This is a genomic window from Rhodococcus olei (genome assembly GCF_039540555.1).
Taxonomy (GTDB): Bacteria; Actinomycetota; Actinomycetes; order Mycobacteriales; family Mycobacteriaceae; genus Rhodococcus_G; species Rhodococcus_G olei.
This window is the reverse complement of the sequence record NZ_BAABFB010000021.1, coordinates 54,633-72,346: the sequence shown is the minus strand read 5'-3', so window position 1 is coordinate 72,346 and position 17,714 is coordinate 54,633. Positions and strand designations below refer to the sequence as shown.

The 17,714-nt window shown below is 69.6% G+C and carries 16 protein-coding genes and 2 pseudogenes; all 18 read left to right on the top strand.

Annotated elements, in window-relative coordinates; translation table 11 throughout:
* Positions 1-238 (top strand): annotated as a pseudogene (locus tag ABD951_RS04525) (glucose-6-phosphate dehydrogenase (coenzyme-F420)); the annotation flags it as partial.
* Positions 239-268: 30 nt separating this feature from the next.
* On the top strand, positions 269-568 hold the full coding sequence (locus tag ABD951_RS04520) for a WhiB family transcriptional regulator (protein ID WP_345342551.1): 300 nt from the start codon (positions 269-271) through the stop codon (positions 566-568).
* Between the two features lie 27 nt (positions 569-595).
* Entirely contained in the window at positions 596-994 is a 399-nt protein-coding gene (locus ABD951_RS04515) for an Rv3143 family two-component system response regulator (protein WP_345342550.1), read from the top strand.
* Positions 995-1,318: 324 nt separating this feature from the next.
* Complete coding sequence (locus ABD951_RS04510) at positions 1,319-1,705, top strand: NADH-quinone oxidoreductase subunit A (RefSeq protein ID WP_345342549.1); 387 nt, start codon at positions 1,319-1,321, stop codon at positions 1,703-1,705.
* A gap of 87 nt (positions 1,706-1,792) precedes the next feature.
* Positions 1,793-2,347: a NuoB/complex I 20 kDa subunit family protein gene (locus ABD951_RS04505; protein ID WP_345342548.1), complete on the top strand. Its 555-nt coding sequence runs from the start codon at positions 1,793-1,795 to the stop codon at positions 2,345-2,347.
* A complete protein-coding gene (locus ABD951_RS04500) occupies positions 2,344-3,087 on the top strand; it encodes an NADH-quinone oxidoreductase subunit C (protein ID WP_345342547.1) in 744 nt (247 codons plus the stop codon). Before ABD951_RS04505 ends, ABD951_RS04500 begins: the two co-directional genes overlap by 4 nt.
* The gene (gene nuoD, locus ABD951_RS04495; RefSeq protein ID WP_345342546.1) at positions 3,087-4,397 is read left to right on the top strand and encodes an NADH dehydrogenase (quinone) subunit D; all 1,311 of its coding nucleotides are present in this window, start codon (positions 3,087-3,089) and stop codon (positions 4,395-4,397) included. The genes ABD951_RS04500 and nuoD overlap by 1 nt, the downstream gene beginning before the upstream one ends.
* Positions 4,394-5,107 carry an NADH-quinone oxidoreductase subunit NuoE gene (gene nuoE, locus ABD951_RS04490; protein ID WP_345342545.1) on the top strand — a complete coding sequence of 238 codons (714 nt, stop codon included), beginning with the start codon at positions 4,394-4,396 and terminating at the stop codon, positions 5,105-5,107. Before nuoD ends, nuoE begins: the two co-directional genes overlap by 4 nt.
* Entirely contained in the window at positions 5,104-6,423 is a 1,320-nt protein-coding gene (gene nuoF / locus ABD951_RS04485; protein WP_345342544.1) for an NADH-quinone oxidoreductase subunit NuoF, read from the top strand. Before nuoE ends, nuoF begins: the two co-directional genes overlap by 4 nt.
* Positions 6,420-8,843: an NADH-quinone oxidoreductase subunit G gene (locus ABD951_RS04480; protein ID WP_345342543.1), complete on the top strand. Its 2,424-nt coding sequence runs from the start codon at positions 6,420-6,422 to the stop codon at positions 8,841-8,843. The genes nuoF and ABD951_RS04480 overlap by 4 nt, the downstream gene beginning before the upstream one ends.
* Positions 8,843-10,138: an NADH-quinone oxidoreductase subunit NuoH gene (gene nuoH, locus ABD951_RS04475; RefSeq protein WP_345342542.1), complete on the top strand. Its 1,296-nt coding sequence runs from the start codon at positions 8,843-8,845 to the stop codon at positions 10,136-10,138. The genes ABD951_RS04480 and nuoH overlap by 1 nt, the downstream gene beginning before the upstream one ends.
* Positions 10,135-10,698: an NADH-quinone oxidoreductase subunit NuoI gene (gene nuoI / locus ABD951_RS04470; protein ID WP_345342541.1), complete on the top strand. Its 564-nt coding sequence runs from the start codon at positions 10,135-10,137 to the stop codon at positions 10,696-10,698. Before nuoH ends, nuoI begins: the two co-directional genes overlap by 4 nt.
* Positions 10,695-11,510 carry an NADH-quinone oxidoreductase subunit J gene (locus ABD951_RS04465; RefSeq protein ID WP_345342540.1) on the top strand — a complete coding sequence of 272 codons (816 nt, stop codon included), beginning with the start codon at positions 10,695-10,697 and terminating at the stop codon, positions 11,508-11,510. Before nuoI ends, ABD951_RS04465 begins: the two co-directional genes overlap by 4 nt.
* Entirely contained in the window at positions 11,507-11,806 is a 300-nt protein-coding gene (gene nuoK, locus ABD951_RS04460) for an NADH-quinone oxidoreductase subunit NuoK (RefSeq protein WP_345342539.1), read from the top strand. Before ABD951_RS04465 ends, nuoK begins: the two co-directional genes overlap by 4 nt.
* 1 nt (position 11,807) lies before the next feature.
* Positions 11,808-13,685 carry an NADH-quinone oxidoreductase subunit L gene (gene nuoL / locus ABD951_RS04455; protein ID WP_345342538.1) on the top strand — a complete coding sequence of 626 codons (1,878 nt, stop codon included), beginning with the start codon at positions 11,808-11,810 and terminating at the stop codon, positions 13,683-13,685.
* Positions 13,686-13,687: 2 nt separating this feature from the next.
* Positions 13,688-15,280: an NADH-quinone oxidoreductase subunit M gene (locus ABD951_RS04450; protein ID WP_345342537.1), complete on the top strand. Its 1,593-nt coding sequence runs from the start codon at positions 13,688-13,690 to the stop codon at positions 15,278-15,280.
* Complete coding sequence (gene nuoN / locus ABD951_RS04445; RefSeq protein WP_345342536.1) at positions 15,277-16,878, top strand: NADH-quinone oxidoreductase subunit NuoN; 1,602 nt, start codon at positions 15,277-15,279, stop codon at positions 16,876-16,878. The genes ABD951_RS04450 and nuoN overlap by 4 nt, the downstream gene beginning before the upstream one ends.
* Before the next feature lie 429 nt (positions 16,879-17,307).
* Positions 17,308-17,655, top strand: a pseudogene (locus ABD951_RS04440) (transglycosylase family protein); the annotation flags it as partial.
* Between the last annotated feature and the right edge of the window lie 59 nt (positions 17,656-17,714).

The window sequence follows — 17,714 nt, the reverse complement described above, 5'->3', positions numbered from 1 at the left end:
GAAGCATTCGATCGAGGATCCGATCGAGATGGAGGCGGCGGCGGATGCGTTGCCGATCGAGCAGGTCGCGAAGCGGTGGATCGTGGCGTCGGATCCGGACGAGGCGGTCGAGGCGGTCGGGCGGTATGTGGATGCGGGGTTGAATCATCTGGTGTTTCATGCGCCGGGTCATGATCAGCGTCGGTTCCTGGAGTTGTTCGAGCGTGATCTGGCGCCGCGCCTGCGAGCCCTGGCCTGACGGCTGGACGAGCGAAGGGGATTCGCAGAGATGGCGATGGCACGACTGGGGCAGGCGACCGCATTGCCCGCCGCGACCACCGCGGACTGGGACTGGCAGTTGCGGGCTCGCTGCCGCGGAATGGACAGCGCGATGTTCTTCCACCCGGAGGGTGCGCGGGGGTCGTCGCGGACGTGGCGGATCCGCACCGCGAAGGCGGTGTGTGCGCAATGCCCCGTCATGCAGGTCTGCCGGGATCACGCGCTGAGCGTCCCTGAGCAGTACGGGGTTTGGGGTGGGCTGTCGGAATCGGAACGCGACGACCGACGCGACCGCCGGTTGCCGGGGTGACATGGGATTCGCCGGTAGCATCGAAACGTGACGTCTGACCTACCGCGCCTCCGCATTCTGGTGTACAGCGACGACGTGAACACCCGCCGGCAGGTCGTGACCGCGCTCGGCACCCGCCCGGACCCGGACCTCCCCGAGATCGAGTGCCTCGAGGTCGCGACGGCACCGGTCGTCGTGCAGCACCTCGACGCCGGCGGCATCGACCTGGCCGTCCTGGACGGCGAGGCCACTCCCGCCGGCGGCATGGGCATCGCCAAACAGCTCAAGGACGAGATCGACGACTGCCCCCCGATCGTCGTCCTCACCGGACGGCCCGACGACGCCTGGCTGGCGTCCTGGTCCCGCGCCGAGGCCGCTGTCCCGCACCCGATCGACCCGATTCGCCTGACCACGGAGGTTGTCGCGCTGCTGCGCGCACATTCCTGACGGTCGCGTCCGCCCCGACCCACCACGACCCGACCAGCCCCGGGAGTGTCGCGGCTCACGCGTGCGAGCGGCCGGGGGTATGTTCGGCTCCAAGGAGCGGACGTGACCGGCGTCACCGTCCGATCGTCCCGCTCCCTGCGGTTGCAGTGACAGCTCAGCGGATGCGTCGGACCAGGGAGCAGGTCGTGAGGCGAGTCGAGCAGGACGGACGGCGGTTCCGGCGCGGTGCCGGAACGTCCCCGGCTGCCGCTCGGCGGCTGTGCGTCACCTCGCTCCCGGAGGGCCTCCGCCGGACCCACCCACGTGCAGGGGAGGCCGGACTCCGTGAACGTCTACATCCCGATCCTCGTACTCGGCGCGATCGCGGTCGTGTTCGCCGTGTTCTCGGTCGCGGTGGCCTCGGTCGTCGGGCCGCGCCGTCGCAACCGGGCAAAGCTGGAGGCCTACGAGTGCGGCATCGAGCCGGTGTCGCAACCCGACCGGCACGGCAGTGGCATCGGTGGGGCGAGTGGCCAGCGGATTCCCGTGAAGTACTACCTGACCGCGATGCTGTTCATCATCTTCGACATCGAGATCGTCTTCCTGTACCCGTGGGCGGTGTACTTCGACTCACTCGGAACGTTCGGATTCGCGGCCATGGCGCTGTTCGTCGTCAACGTGTCGGTCGCCTACGCCTACGAGTGGCGTCGTGGCGGACTGGCCTGGGACTGACCGGACGGTCGGCGCGAGCCCCGAACGAAGCCGGATCATCGTGCGGGACGGGCGGATCGGGTCGAACAGGGAGCTGAGGCAAGGATCATGGGTCTCGAGGAGAAGCTGCCGAGCGGGTTCCTGCTGTCCACGGTCGAGGGACTCGCGGGATACGCGCGCAAGGGATCGTTGTGGCCGGCGACCTTCGGTCTGGCCTGCTGTGCGATCGAGATGATGGCGACCAGTTCCGGCCGCTACGACATCGCCCGGTTCGGAATGGAGGCGTTCCGCGCCTCCCCCCGCCAGGCGGACCTGATGATCGTCGCCGGTCGGGTCAGCCAGAAGATGGGCCCGGTGCTGCGGCAGGTGTACGACCAGATGGTCGAGCCGAAATGGGTGCTCGCGATGGGGGTGTGCGCGTCGTCCGGCGGCATGTTCAACAACTACGCGATCGTGCAGGGCGTCGACCACCTCGTCCCGGTCGACATCTACCTCCCCGGCTGCCCGCCGCGACCGGAGATGCTGCTGAACGCAATCCTGAAGCTGCACGAGAAGATTCAGCAGATGCCGCTCGGTGTGAACCGAGAGGAGGCGGTTCGGGCCGCCGAGGCCGCGGCACTGGCGGCGACCCCGACCATCCAGATGCGGGGGCTGCTGCGATGACCTCCGATTTCACGGGACCCCGGGACAGCGAGGCGACCGCCGGCCCCGAGGGCAGCCTCCCCCAGGACGAGACGGCGGTGCCGGACGTGATCGACGTCCGTCACGGCATGTTCGGGGTGCGGGGCACCGGCGACACCTCGGGCTACGGCCGGCTCGTGCGCCCGGTCACGTTGCCGCCCAGTACGACCCGGCCGTTCGGCGGGTGGTTCGACGAGGTGGCGGATGGACTCGACGCCGCGCTGGCGGAGGCAGGCGTGCCCGCGGCCGAGGCGATCGAGAAGGTCGTCGTGTTCCGGGACGAGCTCACCTTCCACGTCCGGGCACCCCATCTGCCCGCGGTCGCACAGGCGTTGCGTGACGATCCCGTCCTGCGGTTCGAACTGTGCCTCGGCGTCAACGGCGTGCACTACCCGGAGGACCTGGGCCGGGAGCTGCACGCGGTGTATCCGCTGATGTCGATCACGTGGGGTCGGCGGGTTCGGCTCGAGGTCTCGGTCCCGGACGCCGACCCGCACGTGCCGTCGCTGTACGCGGTCTACCCCACGAACGACTGGCACGAACGCGAAACGTACGACTTCTTCGGGATCGTGTTCGACGGGCATCCCGCGTTGACCCGGATCGAGATGCCCGACGACTGGCAGGGCCACCCACAGCGCAAGGACTACCCGCTCGGCGGCATCCCGGTCGAGTACAAGGGCGCGCAGATTCCGCCGCCCGACGAGCGGAGGGCATACAACTGATGAACGGCACCAGCAGCGACCCCACCGACGTCGTCTACAGCGCCGGCGGCCAGGACTGGGACGAGATCGTCGGAGCGGCAGCGGAGTCCGGCGACGAGCGCATCGTCGTGAACATGGGTCCACAGCATCCGTCGACGCACGGAGTGCTGAGGCTGATCCTCGAGATCGAGGGGGAGACGGTCACCGAGGCGCGCTGCGGGATCGGCTATCTGCACACCGGGATCGAGAAGAACCTGGAGTACCGCAGCTGGACGCAGGGCGTCACGTTCGTGACCCGGATGGACTACCTGTCCCCGTTCTTCAACGAGACTGCCTACTGCCTCGGGGTGGAGAAGCTGCTCGGCATCACCGATCTGGTTCCGGAGCGTGCCACCGTGATCCGGGTGCTGCTGATGGAGCTGAACCGGATCTCCTCGCACCTGGTGGCGCTCGCGACCGGCGGGATGGAGCTTGGCGCGGTCACCGCGATGCTGTTCGGTTTCCGGGAGCGGGAACTGATCCTGGACGTGTTCGAGAAGATGACCGGCCTGCGGATGAACCACGCGTTCATCCGACCGGGCGGACTCGCGCAGGACGTCTCCGACGATGCCCTCACCGCGACGGCCGACCTGTTGGCGATCCTGCCGAACCGGTTGCGGGACATCGAACTCATGCTCAACGAGAACCCGATCTGGAAGGCCCGCACGCAGGGAGTCGGGTACCTGGACCTGACCGGCTGCATGGCGCTCGGCATGACCGGGCCGATCCTCCGGGCCACCGGCCTGCCGCACGATCTGCGCCGCTCGGAACCGTACTGCGGCTACGACACCTACGAATTCGACGTCGTCACCGACACCGGGAGCGACTGTTACGGCCGGTACCTGATCAGGGTTCGGGAGATGCGCGAGTCGCTGAAAATCGTCGAGCAGTGTCTGGACCGGCTCCGGCCCGGCCCGGTGATGGTCGACGACAAGAAGATCGCCTGGCCCGCCGACCTGGCGGTGGGGCCGGACGGGCTCGGCAACTCTCCCGAGCACATCGCACACATCATGGGCACCTCGATGGAGGCGCTGATCCACCACTTCAAACTCGTCACCGAGGGCTTCCGGGTCCCGGCAGGCCAGGTGTACGTGGCGGTCGAGTCACCGCGCGGGGAACTGGGGGTGCACATGGTCAGCGACGGCGGCAGCCGACCCTACCGTGTGCACTATCGGGACCCGTCGTTCACGAATCTGCAAGCGGTGTCCGCGATGTGCGAGGGCGGCATGGTCGCGGACGTGATCGCGTCGGTCGCGAGCATCGACCCCGTCATGGGCGGGGTGGACCGGTGACCGCGGAGCGCGGCTACCCGCCGCAGGTACTGGCCCGGCTGGACATCGACGCGAAGGAGATCGTCGCACGCTACCCGCAGCCGCGGTCGGCGCTGCTGCCGCTGCTGCATCTCGTGCAGTCGGAGGACGGCTGCGTCACCCCCGCCGGCATCGACTTCTGCGCCGGCCACGTCGGTCTCACGCCGGCGGAGGTGACCGCGGTCGCGACGTTCTACTCGATGTACCGGCGCACCCCGACCGGCGACTACCTCGTCGGTGTGTGCACCAACGCACTGTGCGCGATCATGGGCGGCGACGCGATCCTCGACCGGCTGCGTACCCACCTGGGGGTCGACCCCGGCCAGACGACCCCCGACGGCGTCGTCACGCTCGAACACGTCGAGTGCAACGCCGCCTGCGACTACGCCCCGGTCGTGATGGTCAACTGGGAGTTCTTCGACAACCAGACCCCGGACTCGGCCGCCGACCTCGTCGACACCCTGCGCGCCGGTGGCCGGGTCACCCCGACCCGGGGGGCGTCGCCCTGCTCGTTCCGGGACACCGAGCGCATCCTCGCCGGCTTCCCCGACCCCCGCCCGGGCGCCGTCGACTCCGGCGAGGCCGGGGCGGCCACCCTGGCCGGGCTGCGCGTCGCCCGCGAACAGGACATGAGCGCACCCCCGCCGCCGGTCCGGCCGGACGTGGCCGAGCGGGAAGGAGGAGTGTCGTGACCCTGACCCCGGTGCTGACCCGTTACTGGGACGAACCCCGATCGTGGACGTTGGAGACCTACCACCGCCACGACGGCTACCGCGCGCTGCGTGTCGCACTGGCGACGGACCCCGACACGGTCATCGACACCGTCAAACTGTCGGGGCTGCGGGGCCGGGGTGGCGCCGGTTTCCCCACCGGCACGAAATGGTCCTTCATTCCGCAGGATTCGTCGGGAACGGGTGCCGGCGGCAAACCGCACTACCTCGTCGTCAACGCCGACGAGTCCGAGCCGGGCACCTGCAAGGACATGCCGCTGATGCTGGCCACCCCGCACGCGCTGGTCGAGGGCGTCGTGATCGCCGCCTACGCGATCCGGGCCCGGCACGCGTTCGTCTACGTCCGCGGCGAAGTGGTCCCGGTGCTGCGGCGCCTGCAGGCCGCGGTCGCCGAGGCGTACGACGCCGGCTACCTCGGACGCGACATCCTCGGCAGCGGCTTCGACCTCGACGTGGTCGTGCACGCCGGTGCGGGCGCGTACATCTGCGGCGAGGAGACCGCCCTGCTGGACTCGCTGGAAGGCCGCCGCGGTCAGCCGCGACTGCGGCCGCCGTTCCCGGCCGTCGCCGGCCTGTACGCGAGCCCGACCGTCGTCAACAACGTCGAGTCGATCGCGAGCGTGCCCCCGATCGTGCTGCACGGTCCGGACTGGTTCCGTTCGATGGGGGGTGAGCGGTCGCCGGGTTTCACGCTGTACTCGCTGTCCGGACACGTCACCCGGCCCGGCCAGTACGAGGCGCCGCTCGGCGTGACGCTGCGGGAACTGCTCGGCTACGCGGGCGGGGTGCGCGCCGGGCACCGGCTCAAGTTCTGGACACCCGGCGGCTCGTCCACCCCGATCTTCACCGAACAGCACCTCGACGTGCCCCTCGACTACGAGGGTGTCGCCGGCGCCGGGTCGATGCTCGGCACCAAGGCGCTGCAGATCTTCGACGACACCACCTGCGTCGTGCGTGCGGTGCTGCGCTGGACGCAGTTCTACGCCCACGAGTCCTGCGGCAAGTGCACGCCCTGCCGGGAGGGCACCTACTGGCTGGTGCAGGTGATGGAGCGGATGGAGGCCGGGCAGGGCACCGCCGCCGACCTGGAGACCCTGCTCGACATCGCCGACGGGATCGCCGGCAAGTCGTTCTGCGCGCTCGGAGACGCCGCGGCGAGCCCGATCAACTCCTCGCTGAAGTACTTCCGCGACGAGTACCTCGCGCACTTCCTGCACGGTGGGTGCCCGTTCGACCCGGCCCGGTCCGCCCTGACCGCGGAAGGAGGTGTCCGGTGACCCTGAGCGAGAACGTTTCCGCCCCCGCCGATCTGGTGACACTGACGATCGACGGTGCCGAGGTCCGGGTGCCGAAGGACACCCTGGTGATCCGCGCCGCCGAACTGGTCGGCATCCAGATCCCGAGGTTCTGCGACCACCCGCTGCTGGACCCGGTCGGCGCGTGCCGCCAATGCCTGGTCGAGGTCGCCCTGCCCGGACGTGAGCCGGGCGCGCCACCGGTCCGGCTGCCGAAACCGATGGCGTCGTGCACCACCGTGGTCTCCGACGGGATGATCGTGCACACCCAACTCACCTCCCCGGCCGCGGACAAGGCGCAGCGCGGTGTCATGGAGATGCTGCTGATCAACCACCCGCTGGATTGCCCGGTGTGCGACAAGGGCGGCGAATGTCCGCTGCAGAATCAGGCGATGTCCAACGGCCGCAGCGAATCCCGCTTCACCGGCACCAAACGCACCTATCCGAAGCCGATCCCGCTCTCGACCGAGGTGCTGCTCGACCGCGAGCGATGCGTGCTCTGCGCCCGCTGCACCCGGTTCTCCCAGCAGATCGCAGGCGACCCGTTCATCGAACTCCTCGAACGCGGCGCACTGCAGCAGGTGGGGATCGGCGAGGGCGAACCGTTCGAGTCGTACTTCTCCGGCAACACCGTACAGATCTGCCCCGTCGGTGCGCTGACCGGCGCGGCCTACCGGTTCCGGGCCCGCCCGTTCGACCTGGTGTCGACTCCGAGCGTGTGCGAGCACTGCGCATCCGGGTGTGCCCAGCGGACCGACCACCGTCGCGGCACCGTGCTGCGCCGGCTCGCGGGAGACGACCCCGAGGTCAACGAGGAGTGGAACTGCGACAAGGGCAGGTGGGCGTTCACCTATGCCACCGCCCCGGACAGGCTGACCACCCCGCTCGTCCGCAACCCCGACGGGGAACTGGTCCCGGCGTCGTGGTCGGAGGCGTTGGCGGTGGCCGCCCGCGGGCTGCGCGGCGCCGCCGGTGTCGGGGTCCTGACCGGCGGTCGTCTCACCGTGGAGGACGCCTACGCCTACGCGAAGTTCGCGCGGGTGAGTCTGGGCACCAACGACGTCGACTTCCGGGCGCGGCCGCACTCCGTGGAGGAGACGGGCTTCCTGTCGGAGCGGGTCGCGGGCCGGCGGATGGCCGTCACCTACACCGATCTCGAACAGGCTCCGGTCGTGCTGATGGTGGCGTTCGAACCGGAGGAGGAGTCGCCGATCGTGTTCCTCCGGCTGCGCAAGGCCGTACGCCGGCGCGGCCTGCCGGTGTACTCGATCGCCCCGTACGCCGGGCGCGGACTCGGGAAGCTGTCCGGTCGCCTGCTGCAGGCCGTCCCCGGCGGTGAGGTCGATGCGTTGCACGCGCTGCGCGGCAACGACCTGCTGCGCACCCCCGGCGCGCTGATCCTGGTCGGCGAGCGGGCCGCGGAGCTGCCCGGAACCCTCACGGCCACGGCCGAACTCGCGGACGCCACCGGGGCCAGGCTGGCGTGGATCCCGCGCCGTGCGGGTGAGCGTGCGGCGCTGGAAGCGGGGGCGCTGCCGACGCTGCTGCCCGGCGCACATCCCGTCGTCGACGTCGACGCCCGGCGCCGGGTCGCCGGCCGGTGGGGCGCGACGGACCTGCCCGCGACCGTCGGACGCGACACCGGAGCCATCCTCGACGCCGCCCGATCCGGGGCGCTCGGGGGTCTCGTCGTCGGTGGCGTCGACCTCGACGACCTGCCCGACCCGGCGGCGGCCCGCGCGGCCGTCGCCGCGGCCGGCTTCGTCGTCGCGCTCGACCTGCGCCGCAGTCGGGTCACCGACCTGGCCGACGTGGTGTTCCCGGTGGCCGCAGTCGCCGAGAAGGAGGGCACCTTCGTCGACTGGGAGGGTCGCGACCGACCGTTCCCGGTCGCGCTCACCGGTGTCGGCACGATGCCGGATCATCGGGTGCTGCACGCACTCTCGTCGGAGATGGACGCTCCTATCGGGCTTCCCGGCGCGGCCGCCGCGCGCGCCGAGCTGGCCGAGATCGGTCGATGGGAGGGTGCCCGCGCACCGGAGCCCGGTGTCCAGGCCCCGCCGCGGCACCTGCCCGGGACCGGTGAGGCGGTGCTCGCCGGCTGGCGACTGCTCCTCGACGGGGGGCGGATGCAGGACGGAGAACCGCACCTCGCCGGCACCGCGCATGCCTCGGTCGCCCGCGTCTGCGCCGCAACCGCTGCCGAGATCGGTTGTCGGGAGGGAGATCCGCTGACCGTCAGCACCGACCGGGGCACGATCACGCTGCCCACCGCGATCGCCGACCTCCCGGAGCGGGTGGTGTGGGTGCCCCTGAACTCCCCGGGCAGCGCGGTCCGCCGCGAGCTCGGCGCCGCGGTCGGATCGCTCGTCCGGATCCGACGCGGAGAGGAGGTGCGGTGATGACCGTCGCGACGCTCGCATCCGGCGCGGCCCCGATCGCCGCAGGCACCGACCTGTCGGCGTTCGGCCACGACCCCTGGTGGCTCGTCGTCGCGAAGGCGCTGGCCATCTTCGTGTTCCTGATCCTCACACCGTTGGTCGCCCTGCTCGCCGAACGCAAGGTGATGGCGTGGATGCAGATGCGGGTCGGACCGAACCGGGTCGGTCCGAAGGGCACACTGCAGTCCCTCGCCGACGGCATCAAACTCGCCCTCAAGGAGGGCATCGTCCCCGCCGGGGTCGACCGGCCGGTGTACCTGCTCGCCCCGATCATCTCGATCGTGCCTGCGATCATGGCGTTCGCGGTCATCCCGTTCGGGCCCGAGGTCTCCGTCTTCGGCCACCGCACCCCGCTGCAGCTCACCGACCTGCAGGTCGCGGTCCTCTACGTCCTGGCCGTCACGTCGGTCGGGGTGTACGGAATCGTCCTCGCCGGCTGGGCGTCCGGCTCGACCTATCCGCTGCTCGGCGGGCTGCGGTCGACGGCGCAGGTGATCTCCTACGAGGTCGCGATGGGCCTGTCGTTCGCCGCGGTGTTCCTCGACGCCGGGACGATGAGCACCTCCGGCATCGTCGCCTCGCAGTACGGCACCTGGTACCTCTTCGTGCTGTTGCCGTCGTTCCTCATCTACGTGACCTCGATGGTCGGCGAGACCAACCGGGCCCCGTTCGACCTGCCCGAGGCCGAGGGGGAGTTGGTCGGCGGATTCCACACCGAGTACTCCTCGCTGCGGTTCGCAATGTTCATGCTCGCCGAGTACATCAACATGGTCACCGTCTCCGCGCTGGCGACCACGCTGTTCCTCGGCGGCTGGCACGCGCCGTGGCCGATCAGCATCTGGGACGGCGCGAACACCGGATGGTGGCCGGTGCTGTGGTTCACGGCGAAGGTGTGGGGTTTCCTGTTCGTCTTCATCTGGCTGCGCGCGACGCTGCCGCGACTGCGCTACGACCAGTTCATGAACCTGGGCTGGAAGGTGCTGATCCCGGCCGCGTTGCTGTGGGTGATGCTGGTCGCGGGGGCCCGCGCCCTGCGTCTCGAGGGACACGACGCGGCGGCGATCACGCTCGTGGTCGCCGGTGTGGTCGTCGCGGTGGCGCTGCTCGCGTTGCTGTGGCGGGTGCAGCGCCGGATCCGGTCGGCCGCCGCCCCCGCGCCCCCGGCCCCGTTCGACCCGATGGCCGGGGGATTTCCGGTGCCACCGCTGCCGGGCCAAAGCCTGCCCGAATTCGACCGCGCGGGAGGTTCGCGATGACCCGTTTCCTCGACTCGCTCGCCGGTTTCGGCGTCACGTTCGGGACCATGTTCAAGAAGCCGAACACCGAGTTCTATCCGGAGCAGAAGCCACCGACGGCACCCGGGTACCACGGTCGGCACCAGCTCAACCGATATCCGGACGGACTGGAAAAGTGCATCGGATGCGAACTGTGCGCGTGGGCGTGCCCGGCCGACGCGATCTACGTCGAGGGCGCGGACAACACCGAGGCCGAGCGCTACTCGCCCGGTGAACGGTACGGGCGCGTGTACCAGATCAACTATCTGCGCTGCATCGGCTGCGGGCTCTGCGTCGAAGCCTGCCCGACCCGCGCGCTGACGATGACCAACAGCTTCGAGGAACTGGCCGACGACAACCGCGCCGACCTGATCTTCGGCAAGGACCGGCTGCTCGCGCCGCTGCAGGCGGGCATGACCGCACCGCCGCACCCGATGGCACCCGGCAGCACCGACGAGGACTACTACCGCGGCACCGTCACCGGGACCGCCCCGAACGGCGACACATCGGAGGGCGGCGCGACGGCAGGGGCGCAGTCGTGACGCCCTCTGCGGCACTCGCCGCCGCGACCCTCGCCGAACCTTTCACCCGCACCTCGGGCGCTGAGGCGGTCCAGTTCTGGATTCTCGGCACCCTCTGCGTGATCGGCGCACTCGGTGTCGTGTGCGCACCGAAGGCCGTCTACTCCGCGATCTTCCTGGCCATGACGATGATCATCCTGGCGGTCTTCTACATCGCGCAGGACGCGCTGTTCCTCGGGGTCGTCCAGATCGTCGTCTACACCGGCGCGGTCATGATGCTGTTCCTGTTCGTGTTGATGCTGATCGGTGTCGACTCGGCGGACTCCTTGGTGGAAACCATTCGCGGGCAACGGGTTGCTGCCGTGTTCGCCGGGGTCGGTTTCGGGGTCCTGCTGATCGGCGGCATCGGAAGCGTCACGGTCAGTGCGTTCGTCGGCCTGCCCGACCCGAACTCGGCAGCGTACGCCGGCGCGCCCGGCAGCATCGGCAACGTCCCCGCGCTCGCCGAGCTGATCTTCCTCCGCTACGTGTGGGCGTTCGAACTGACCGGCGGCCTGCTGATCACCGCCACGATCGGCGCGATGGTGCTTGCACACCGAGAGCGTATAGGGCCGAGACCGGACCAGCGGGCACTGTCGCGGCAGCGGTTCCGAGCCGGCGGCCGGGTGACGCCACTGCCGAGCCCGGGCGTGTACGCCCGCCACAACGCCGTCGACATGGCGGCCCTGCTCCCGGACGGAACACCGGCCCCCGGATCGGTCAGCGGAGTCCTCACACCCCGACGGAGTGAACGCGGCGCACCCCGCCGGGACGAGAAGGAGGGGAAGCAGTGAACCCGGAGAACTACCTGTACCTGTCGGCGTTGCTGTTCACGATCGGCGCGTCCGGTGTCCTGCTGCGCCGCAATGCGATCGTCGTCTTCATGTGCATCGAGCTGATGCTCAACGCGACGAACCTCGCGTTCGTGACGTTCGCCCGGATGCACGGCAATCTCGACGGGCACGTCTTCGCGTTCTTCACAATGGTGGTCGCCGCCGCCGAGGTGGTGGTCGGCCTCGCGATCATCATGGCCATCTTCCGTACCCGCCGTTCGGCCTCGGTCGACGCCGCCAATCTCCTCAAGTTCTGACATGACCGGGGGTGTGTGGGTTCTCATCGCCCTGCCCGCAGTGGGCGCCGTCGTGCTCCTGCTCGCCGGCCGGCGCAGCGACCGATGGGGCCACCTGCTCGGCTGCGTGACCGCGATCGCGTCGTTCGCCGTCGCGGTCGCCCTGTTCGCCGGGATGCTCGGCCGTGCGACCGCGGACCGGGCGGTCCACGAGACGCTGTTCAGCTGGGTCCCGGTGGCCGGTCTGCGGGTGGACTTCGGACTTCAACTCGACCAGCTGTCGATGTGTTTCGCGCTCCTGATCACCGGTGTCGGCTCCCTGATCCACGTCTACTCGGTCGGGTACATGAAGGCCGATCCGGGTCGGCGACGGTTCTTCGCCTATCTCAACCTGTTCCTCGCGGCGATGCTGCTGCTGGTCCTCGCGGACAACTATCTCGGTCTGTACGTCGGCTGGGAGGGCGTCGGCCTGGCGTCGTACCTGCTGATCGGGTTCTGGCACCACAAGCCGTCCGCCGCGGCCGCTGCGAAGAAGGCGTTCGTCGTCAACCGGGTCGGTGACATGGGCCTCGCGATCGCGATGATGATCATGTTCGCGTCCTTCGGATCCCTGTCGTACTCGGATGTTTTCGCCGGTGTCGGGGACGCGGGCGAGGGCGTGCTCACCGCGCTCGGACTGGTGCTGCTGCTGGCCGCGTGCGGCAAGTCGGCGCAGGTGCCGCTGCAGTCGTGGCTGGGGGACGCGATGGAGGGCCCGACCCCGGTCTCGGCGCTGATCCACGCCGCGACGATGGTCACCGCCGGCGTCTACCTGATCACCCGCTCGAACCCGATCTTCGACCTCGCGCCGGGCGCCCGCGCGGGTGTGGTGATCGTCGGCGCGGTCACCCTCCTGTTCGGCGCGATCGTCGGTTGCGCGAAGGACGACATCAAGAAGGCGCTCGCCGCGTCCACGATGAGCCAGATCGGCTACATGGTGCTCGCCGCCGGGCTCGGCCCGGCCGGGTACGCGTTCGCGATCATGCACCTGCTCACCCACGGCTTCTTCAAGGCGGGACTGTTCCTCGGTGCCGGTTCGGTGATGCACGCGATGGACGACGAGGTGAACATGCGGCGGTACGGCGGTCTGCGGACCCTCCTGCCGATCACGTTCGTCACGTTCGGGCTCGGCTATCTGGCCATCATCGGGATCCCGCCGTTCGCCGGGTTCTTTTCGAAGGACAAGATCATCGAGGTCGCGTTCGGTGCCGGCGGACTGGAGGGCCTGCTGCTCGGCGGCGCCGCACTGCTCGGCGCCGGGATCACCGCCTTCTACATGACGCGGGTGATGCTGATGACCTTCTACGGGGACCGGAGATGGGCACCCGACGCGCATCCGCACGAGGCGCCGAGGGTGATGACGTGGCCGATGATGCTGATCGCGATCGGGTCGGTGTGCTCCGGATTCCTGCTGGCCTACGGTGGGGCGCTGCAGGACTGGCTCGCTCCGGTCGTGGGCGAGCATCACGACGAGCTGCCGGTGCCGGTGTGGACGATCACCGCGACGACCCTGGCGGTCGTGCTCGCCGGAGTCGTGGTCGCGTACCGGCAGTACGCGACGAAGCCGGTCCCGGTCGCGGCCCCGGCGGACGTGTCGGCGCTGACCGTCGCCGCGCGCCGCGATCTCTACGGCGACACCGTGAACGAGGCGGTGTTCATGCGTCCCGGCGACCGGCTGACACGGACCCTGGTCACGGTCGACGACCGTGGTGTGGACGGCGCGGTCACCGGGCTCGGCGCGGTCGTGGCCGGACTGTCCACGCGAACCCGTAAGTTGCAGAACGGTTTCGTTCGCACCTACGCGATGTACATGTTCGTCGGCGCGGCCGCCGTGGTCGTGACTCTGGCGTTGGTGAGGTGAACGTGGACGGCTTCGCATGGCTGAGCGCACTGTGGCTGACTCCGCTCGTCGGGGCGGGCGTCGTCCTCGCCCTGCCGACCGCCCGGCGCGACGCCGCGCGGTGGGTCGCGTTCGGCGCCTCGATCGTCGTGCTCGTGCTCGCGATCGATGTCGCCCTCCGCTTCGACCCGGGCGGGGACCGGTACCAGCTCGTCGAATCCCACGCGTGGATACCGTCGTTCGGCACCCGGTACACCGTCGGTGTGGACGGGATCGCGCTGGTGCTGGTGCTGCTGACCGCGGTGCTCGTGCCGGTGTTGCTGCTCGCCGGCTGGCGGGACGCCGACACCGCCCACAGCCGACGCCCGGTGCACACCCACGCCGCGCTGTTCCTGATGGTCGAGTCGATGGTGCTGGTGTCCTTCGTCTCGCTCGACATCCTGCTGTTCTACGTGTTCTTCGAGGCGATGCTGATCCCGATGTACTTCCTGATCGGGGGATTCGGTGACGCCCGGGGTCCGCGCGCGGCGGTGAAGTTCCTGCTGTACAACCTCTTCGGTGGGTTGATCATGCTGGCGGCCGTGATCGGGGTGTACGTGGTGACCGCGGGGGAGTCGAGCCCGTTCGACTCCGGCACCTTCGACTTCCGGGCCGTCGCGGACGCGGTGTCCGCCGGAACCCTGACCGTCGCCGCCCCGGTCGCGAATGCGCTGTTCCTCGGCTTCCTGTTCGCGTTCGCGGTGAAGGCGCCGCTGTGGCCCCTGCACACCTGGCTGCCGGACGCGGCGGTGCACTCGACCCCGGCGACCGCGGTGCTGATGATGGCGGTGGTGGACAAGGTCGGCACGTTCGGCATGCTCCGGTACTGCATTCAGTTGTTCCCCGACGCCGCGCACACGTTCGCGCCGCTGGTGATCACGCTCGCGGTGATCGGCATCGTGTACGGGGCGCTCGTCGCGATCGGCCAGACCGACATGATGCGGTTGATCGCGTACACGTCGATCTCGCACTTCGGATTCATCGTCCTGGGCGTGTTCGCGATGACGAGTCAGTCGCAGGGCGGGTCCGCGCTGTACATGGTGAACCACGGCATCTCCACGGCGGCGCTGATGCTGGTCGCCGGGTTCCTCGTGGCGAGGCGAGGCAGCCGCGTGATCGGCGACTACGGCGGTGTGCAGTCCACCGCCCCGATCCTGGCCGGCACCTTCCTGGTCGCCGGACTCGCGACCCTGTCGCTGCCCGGCCTGGCCCCGTTCGTCAGCGAATTCCTGGTCCTGATCGGCACGTTCACGCGATACCCGGTGGCCGCGATCGTGGCGACGAGCGCGCTGGTGCTGGCCGCGGTGTACGTCCTGTGGCTGTACCAGCGGGTGATGACGGGCCCGGTCCCGCGCGGCGGGGACCGGGTGCGGGACCTGGTGCCCCGGGAACTGGCCGTGGTGGCGCCGCTGATCGTGCTGCTCCTGGTCCTCGGGTTCTATCCGAAACCGGTGCTCGACGCGATCACCCCCGCGGTGACCGGCACGCTCACCGCGGTCCACCAGCAGGACCCGGCGCCCACCGTCGGCACCGGGATCGAGGCCGGGCGGGGCGGGCAGGGAGGAGGGCACCGATGAGCACATTCGACGACGCGGCGACCGCGATCCTCGCCGACACGGCGCTGCCGACCCCCGACATCGAGTACGGCAGGCTCGCGCCGATGCTGATCGTCTTCGCGGCGGCGGTGATCGGGGTCCTGGTCGAGTCGTTCGTACCGCCCCGCATGCGGTACGGCAGCCACCTGGTGCTCGGGCTCGGCGGAACGGCCGCCGCGTTCGTCGCGGTCGTGCTCCTGCGGAACGATCGCGGCACCGCGATCGGCGGAGCCGTCGTCGTGGACGGTCCGACGCTGTTCCTGCAGGGCGCCATCCTGTTGGTGGCGTTCCTCTCGGTGCTGCTGATCGCCGAGCGACGACTCGACGGGTCGGGGAGCCGGACAGACGCCCCGGCCGAGGGTGTTGCGGACGCGTTCACGCCACAGGCCTCGGTCGTGCCCGGCAGTGTCGCCGAGAAGGAAGCCACCCGGGCCGGCGTCACCCGCACCGAGGTGTTTCCGCTGACCCTGTTCGCGGTCGGCGGGATGTTGCTGTTCCCCGCGTCGGGCGACCTGCTCACGATGTTCGTGGCGCTCGAGGTGCTGTCGCTTCCGCTGTACCTGCTGTGCGGTCTCGCCCGCCGTCAACGGGTGCTGTCCCAGGAGTCGGCGCTGAAATACTTTCTGCTGGGCGCATTCTCGTCTGCGTTCTTCCTGTACGGCGTGGCGTTCCTGTACGGCGAGGCGGGCACCGTCAGGTTGTCCGGCATCGCGGAGGCCACCGCGTCGGGTGGCACCACCTTCGCGCTGATCGGCACCGGTCTGCTGTCGGTGGGGCTGCTGTTCAAGGTCGGTGCGGTGCCGTTCCACACCTGGGTACCCGACGTCTACCAGGGCGCCCCGACCCCGATCACCGCGTTCATGGCCTCGGCGACGAAGATCGCCGCGTTCGGGGCGATGCTGCGGATCTTCTACGTCGCACTGCCGGGCCTGCGCGATCAGTGGCGACCGCTGCTGTGGGTGGTCGCGATCGTCACGATGGTGTTCGGCTCTGTGCTCGCGGTCACACAGACCGACGTCAAGCGGATGCTCGCGTACTCGTCGATCGCGCATGCCGGATTCCTGCTCGTCGGCGTGGTCGCCGCCGACCGGGCGGGCCTGGCGTCGACGATGTTCTATCTGCTGGCCTACGGGTTCAGCACCGTCGCGGGGTTCGCGATCGTCGGTCTGGTGCGCGGGCCCGGCGGGGAGGCGACCCACATGTCGCACTGGGCGGGCCTGGGGCGCCGCGCACCCTTGATCGCGGGCACGTTCGCCCTGCTGCTGCTGTCGTTCGCCGGCATCCCGCTGACCGCCGGGTTCACGAGCAAGTTCGCGGTGTTCCAGGCGGCGGCCGGGGCGGGTGCGGCACCCCTGGTGATCGTCGGTGTCGTGTGCAGTGCGATCGCGGCGTTCTTCTACGTGCGGGTGATCGTCCTGATGTTCTTCTCGGATCTGCCTCCCGATCCTCCGGCGGTTGTGGTGCCCAGCCCACTGACCACCAGCGCGGTGGCCGTCGGTGCGGCGGTGACGGTGCTGCTGGGCATCGCCCCCCAGCCGCTGCTCGACCTCGCCGAACGGGCGGCCGACTTTCTGCGCTAGCTCCACCGGATGAGACCTTTTCGAGACCTCGTCAACCCATTGGGCTTGTGTTCGCATGCCTTGCTTCGGGCCGAAAAGGCCATAATCATGTGATCTGGCTCACAATCACGTAACGGTAACGAGCGGGGGGGCGATAGATAACAATCCCGCTCGACCTGCGCGAATCAGGTGTAAAAATCCCGTGATCTGGACGCCCGGCCGGGGCTGTGGCGCCGAAATGCCATGGTTTGCAAGGGGCATCGAGCTCCGTATGGTCGGTAACGACTTCGAGATCGAGGTCATACCCGGACCGCCGCCGAACCTGCCCCGCGGATCCGGACCCGAGAACCAGGCACCAAGGGGCAGCGGCGAGGCCACCGCGACGATCGCGGGGCCGAATCCCCCTCACCGGACACCGGTCTCGCCCGCGGCTGCGAAAGGAACATCTCGATGACCACGAACCGCATCCAGATCACCGCCACCAAGGCGAAGAAGGTCCTCGGCTGGGCGGCAGTGACCGGCGCGCTCGTCGCCGTCCCGATGGGACTCGCGTCCGGAACCGCCAACGCCGCGGGTCACAACTGGGACGCGGTCGCGCAGTGTGAGAGCAGCGGCAACTGGTCCACCAACACCGGCAACGGCTTCTACGGCGGCCTGCAGTTCACCCAGAGCACCTGGAACGCCTACGGCGGCTCCGGCAGCGCCAGCCACGCCAGCAAGGCCGAGCAGATCCGCGTCGCGGAGAACGTCCTCGCCGGTCAGGGTGCCGGTGCCTGGCCCGTGTGCGGCAAGTACCTCTGAGTCAACCTCACTGCCGCACCACAACTGAACGACGTGTCCACCGCTGACCGCGGTGC

Coding starts and splice junctions, on each gene's coding strand:
- nuoH (WP_345342542.1), top strand. CDS start 8,843: ATGACCGTCGCGACGCTCGCATCCGGCGCGGCCCCGATCGCCGCAGGC.
- nuoI (WP_345342541.1), top strand. CDS start 10,135: ATGACCCGTTTCCTCGACTCGCTCGCCGGTTTCGGCGTCACGTTCGGG.
- nuoN (WP_345342536.1), top strand. CDS start 15,277: ATGAGCACATTCGACGACGCGGCGACCGCGATCCTCGCCGACACGGCG.
- nuoD (WP_345342546.1), top strand. CDS start 3,087: ATGAACGGCACCAGCAGCGACCCCACCGACGTCGTCTACAGCGCCGGC.
- ABD951_RS04500 (WP_345342547.1), top strand. CDS start 2,344: ATGACCTCCGATTTCACGGGACCCCGGGACAGCGAGGCGACCGCCGGC.
- ABD951_RS04520 (WP_345342551.1), top strand. CDS start 269: ATGGCGATGGCACGACTGGGGCAGGCGACCGCATTGCCCGCCGCGACC.
- nuoL (WP_345342538.1), top strand. CDS start 11,808: ATGACCGGGGGTGTGTGGGTTCTCATCGCCCTGCCCGCAGTGGGCGCC.
- ABD951_RS04505 (WP_345342548.1), top strand. CDS start 1,793: ATGGGTCTCGAGGAGAAGCTGCCGAGCGGGTTCCTGCTGTCCACGGTC.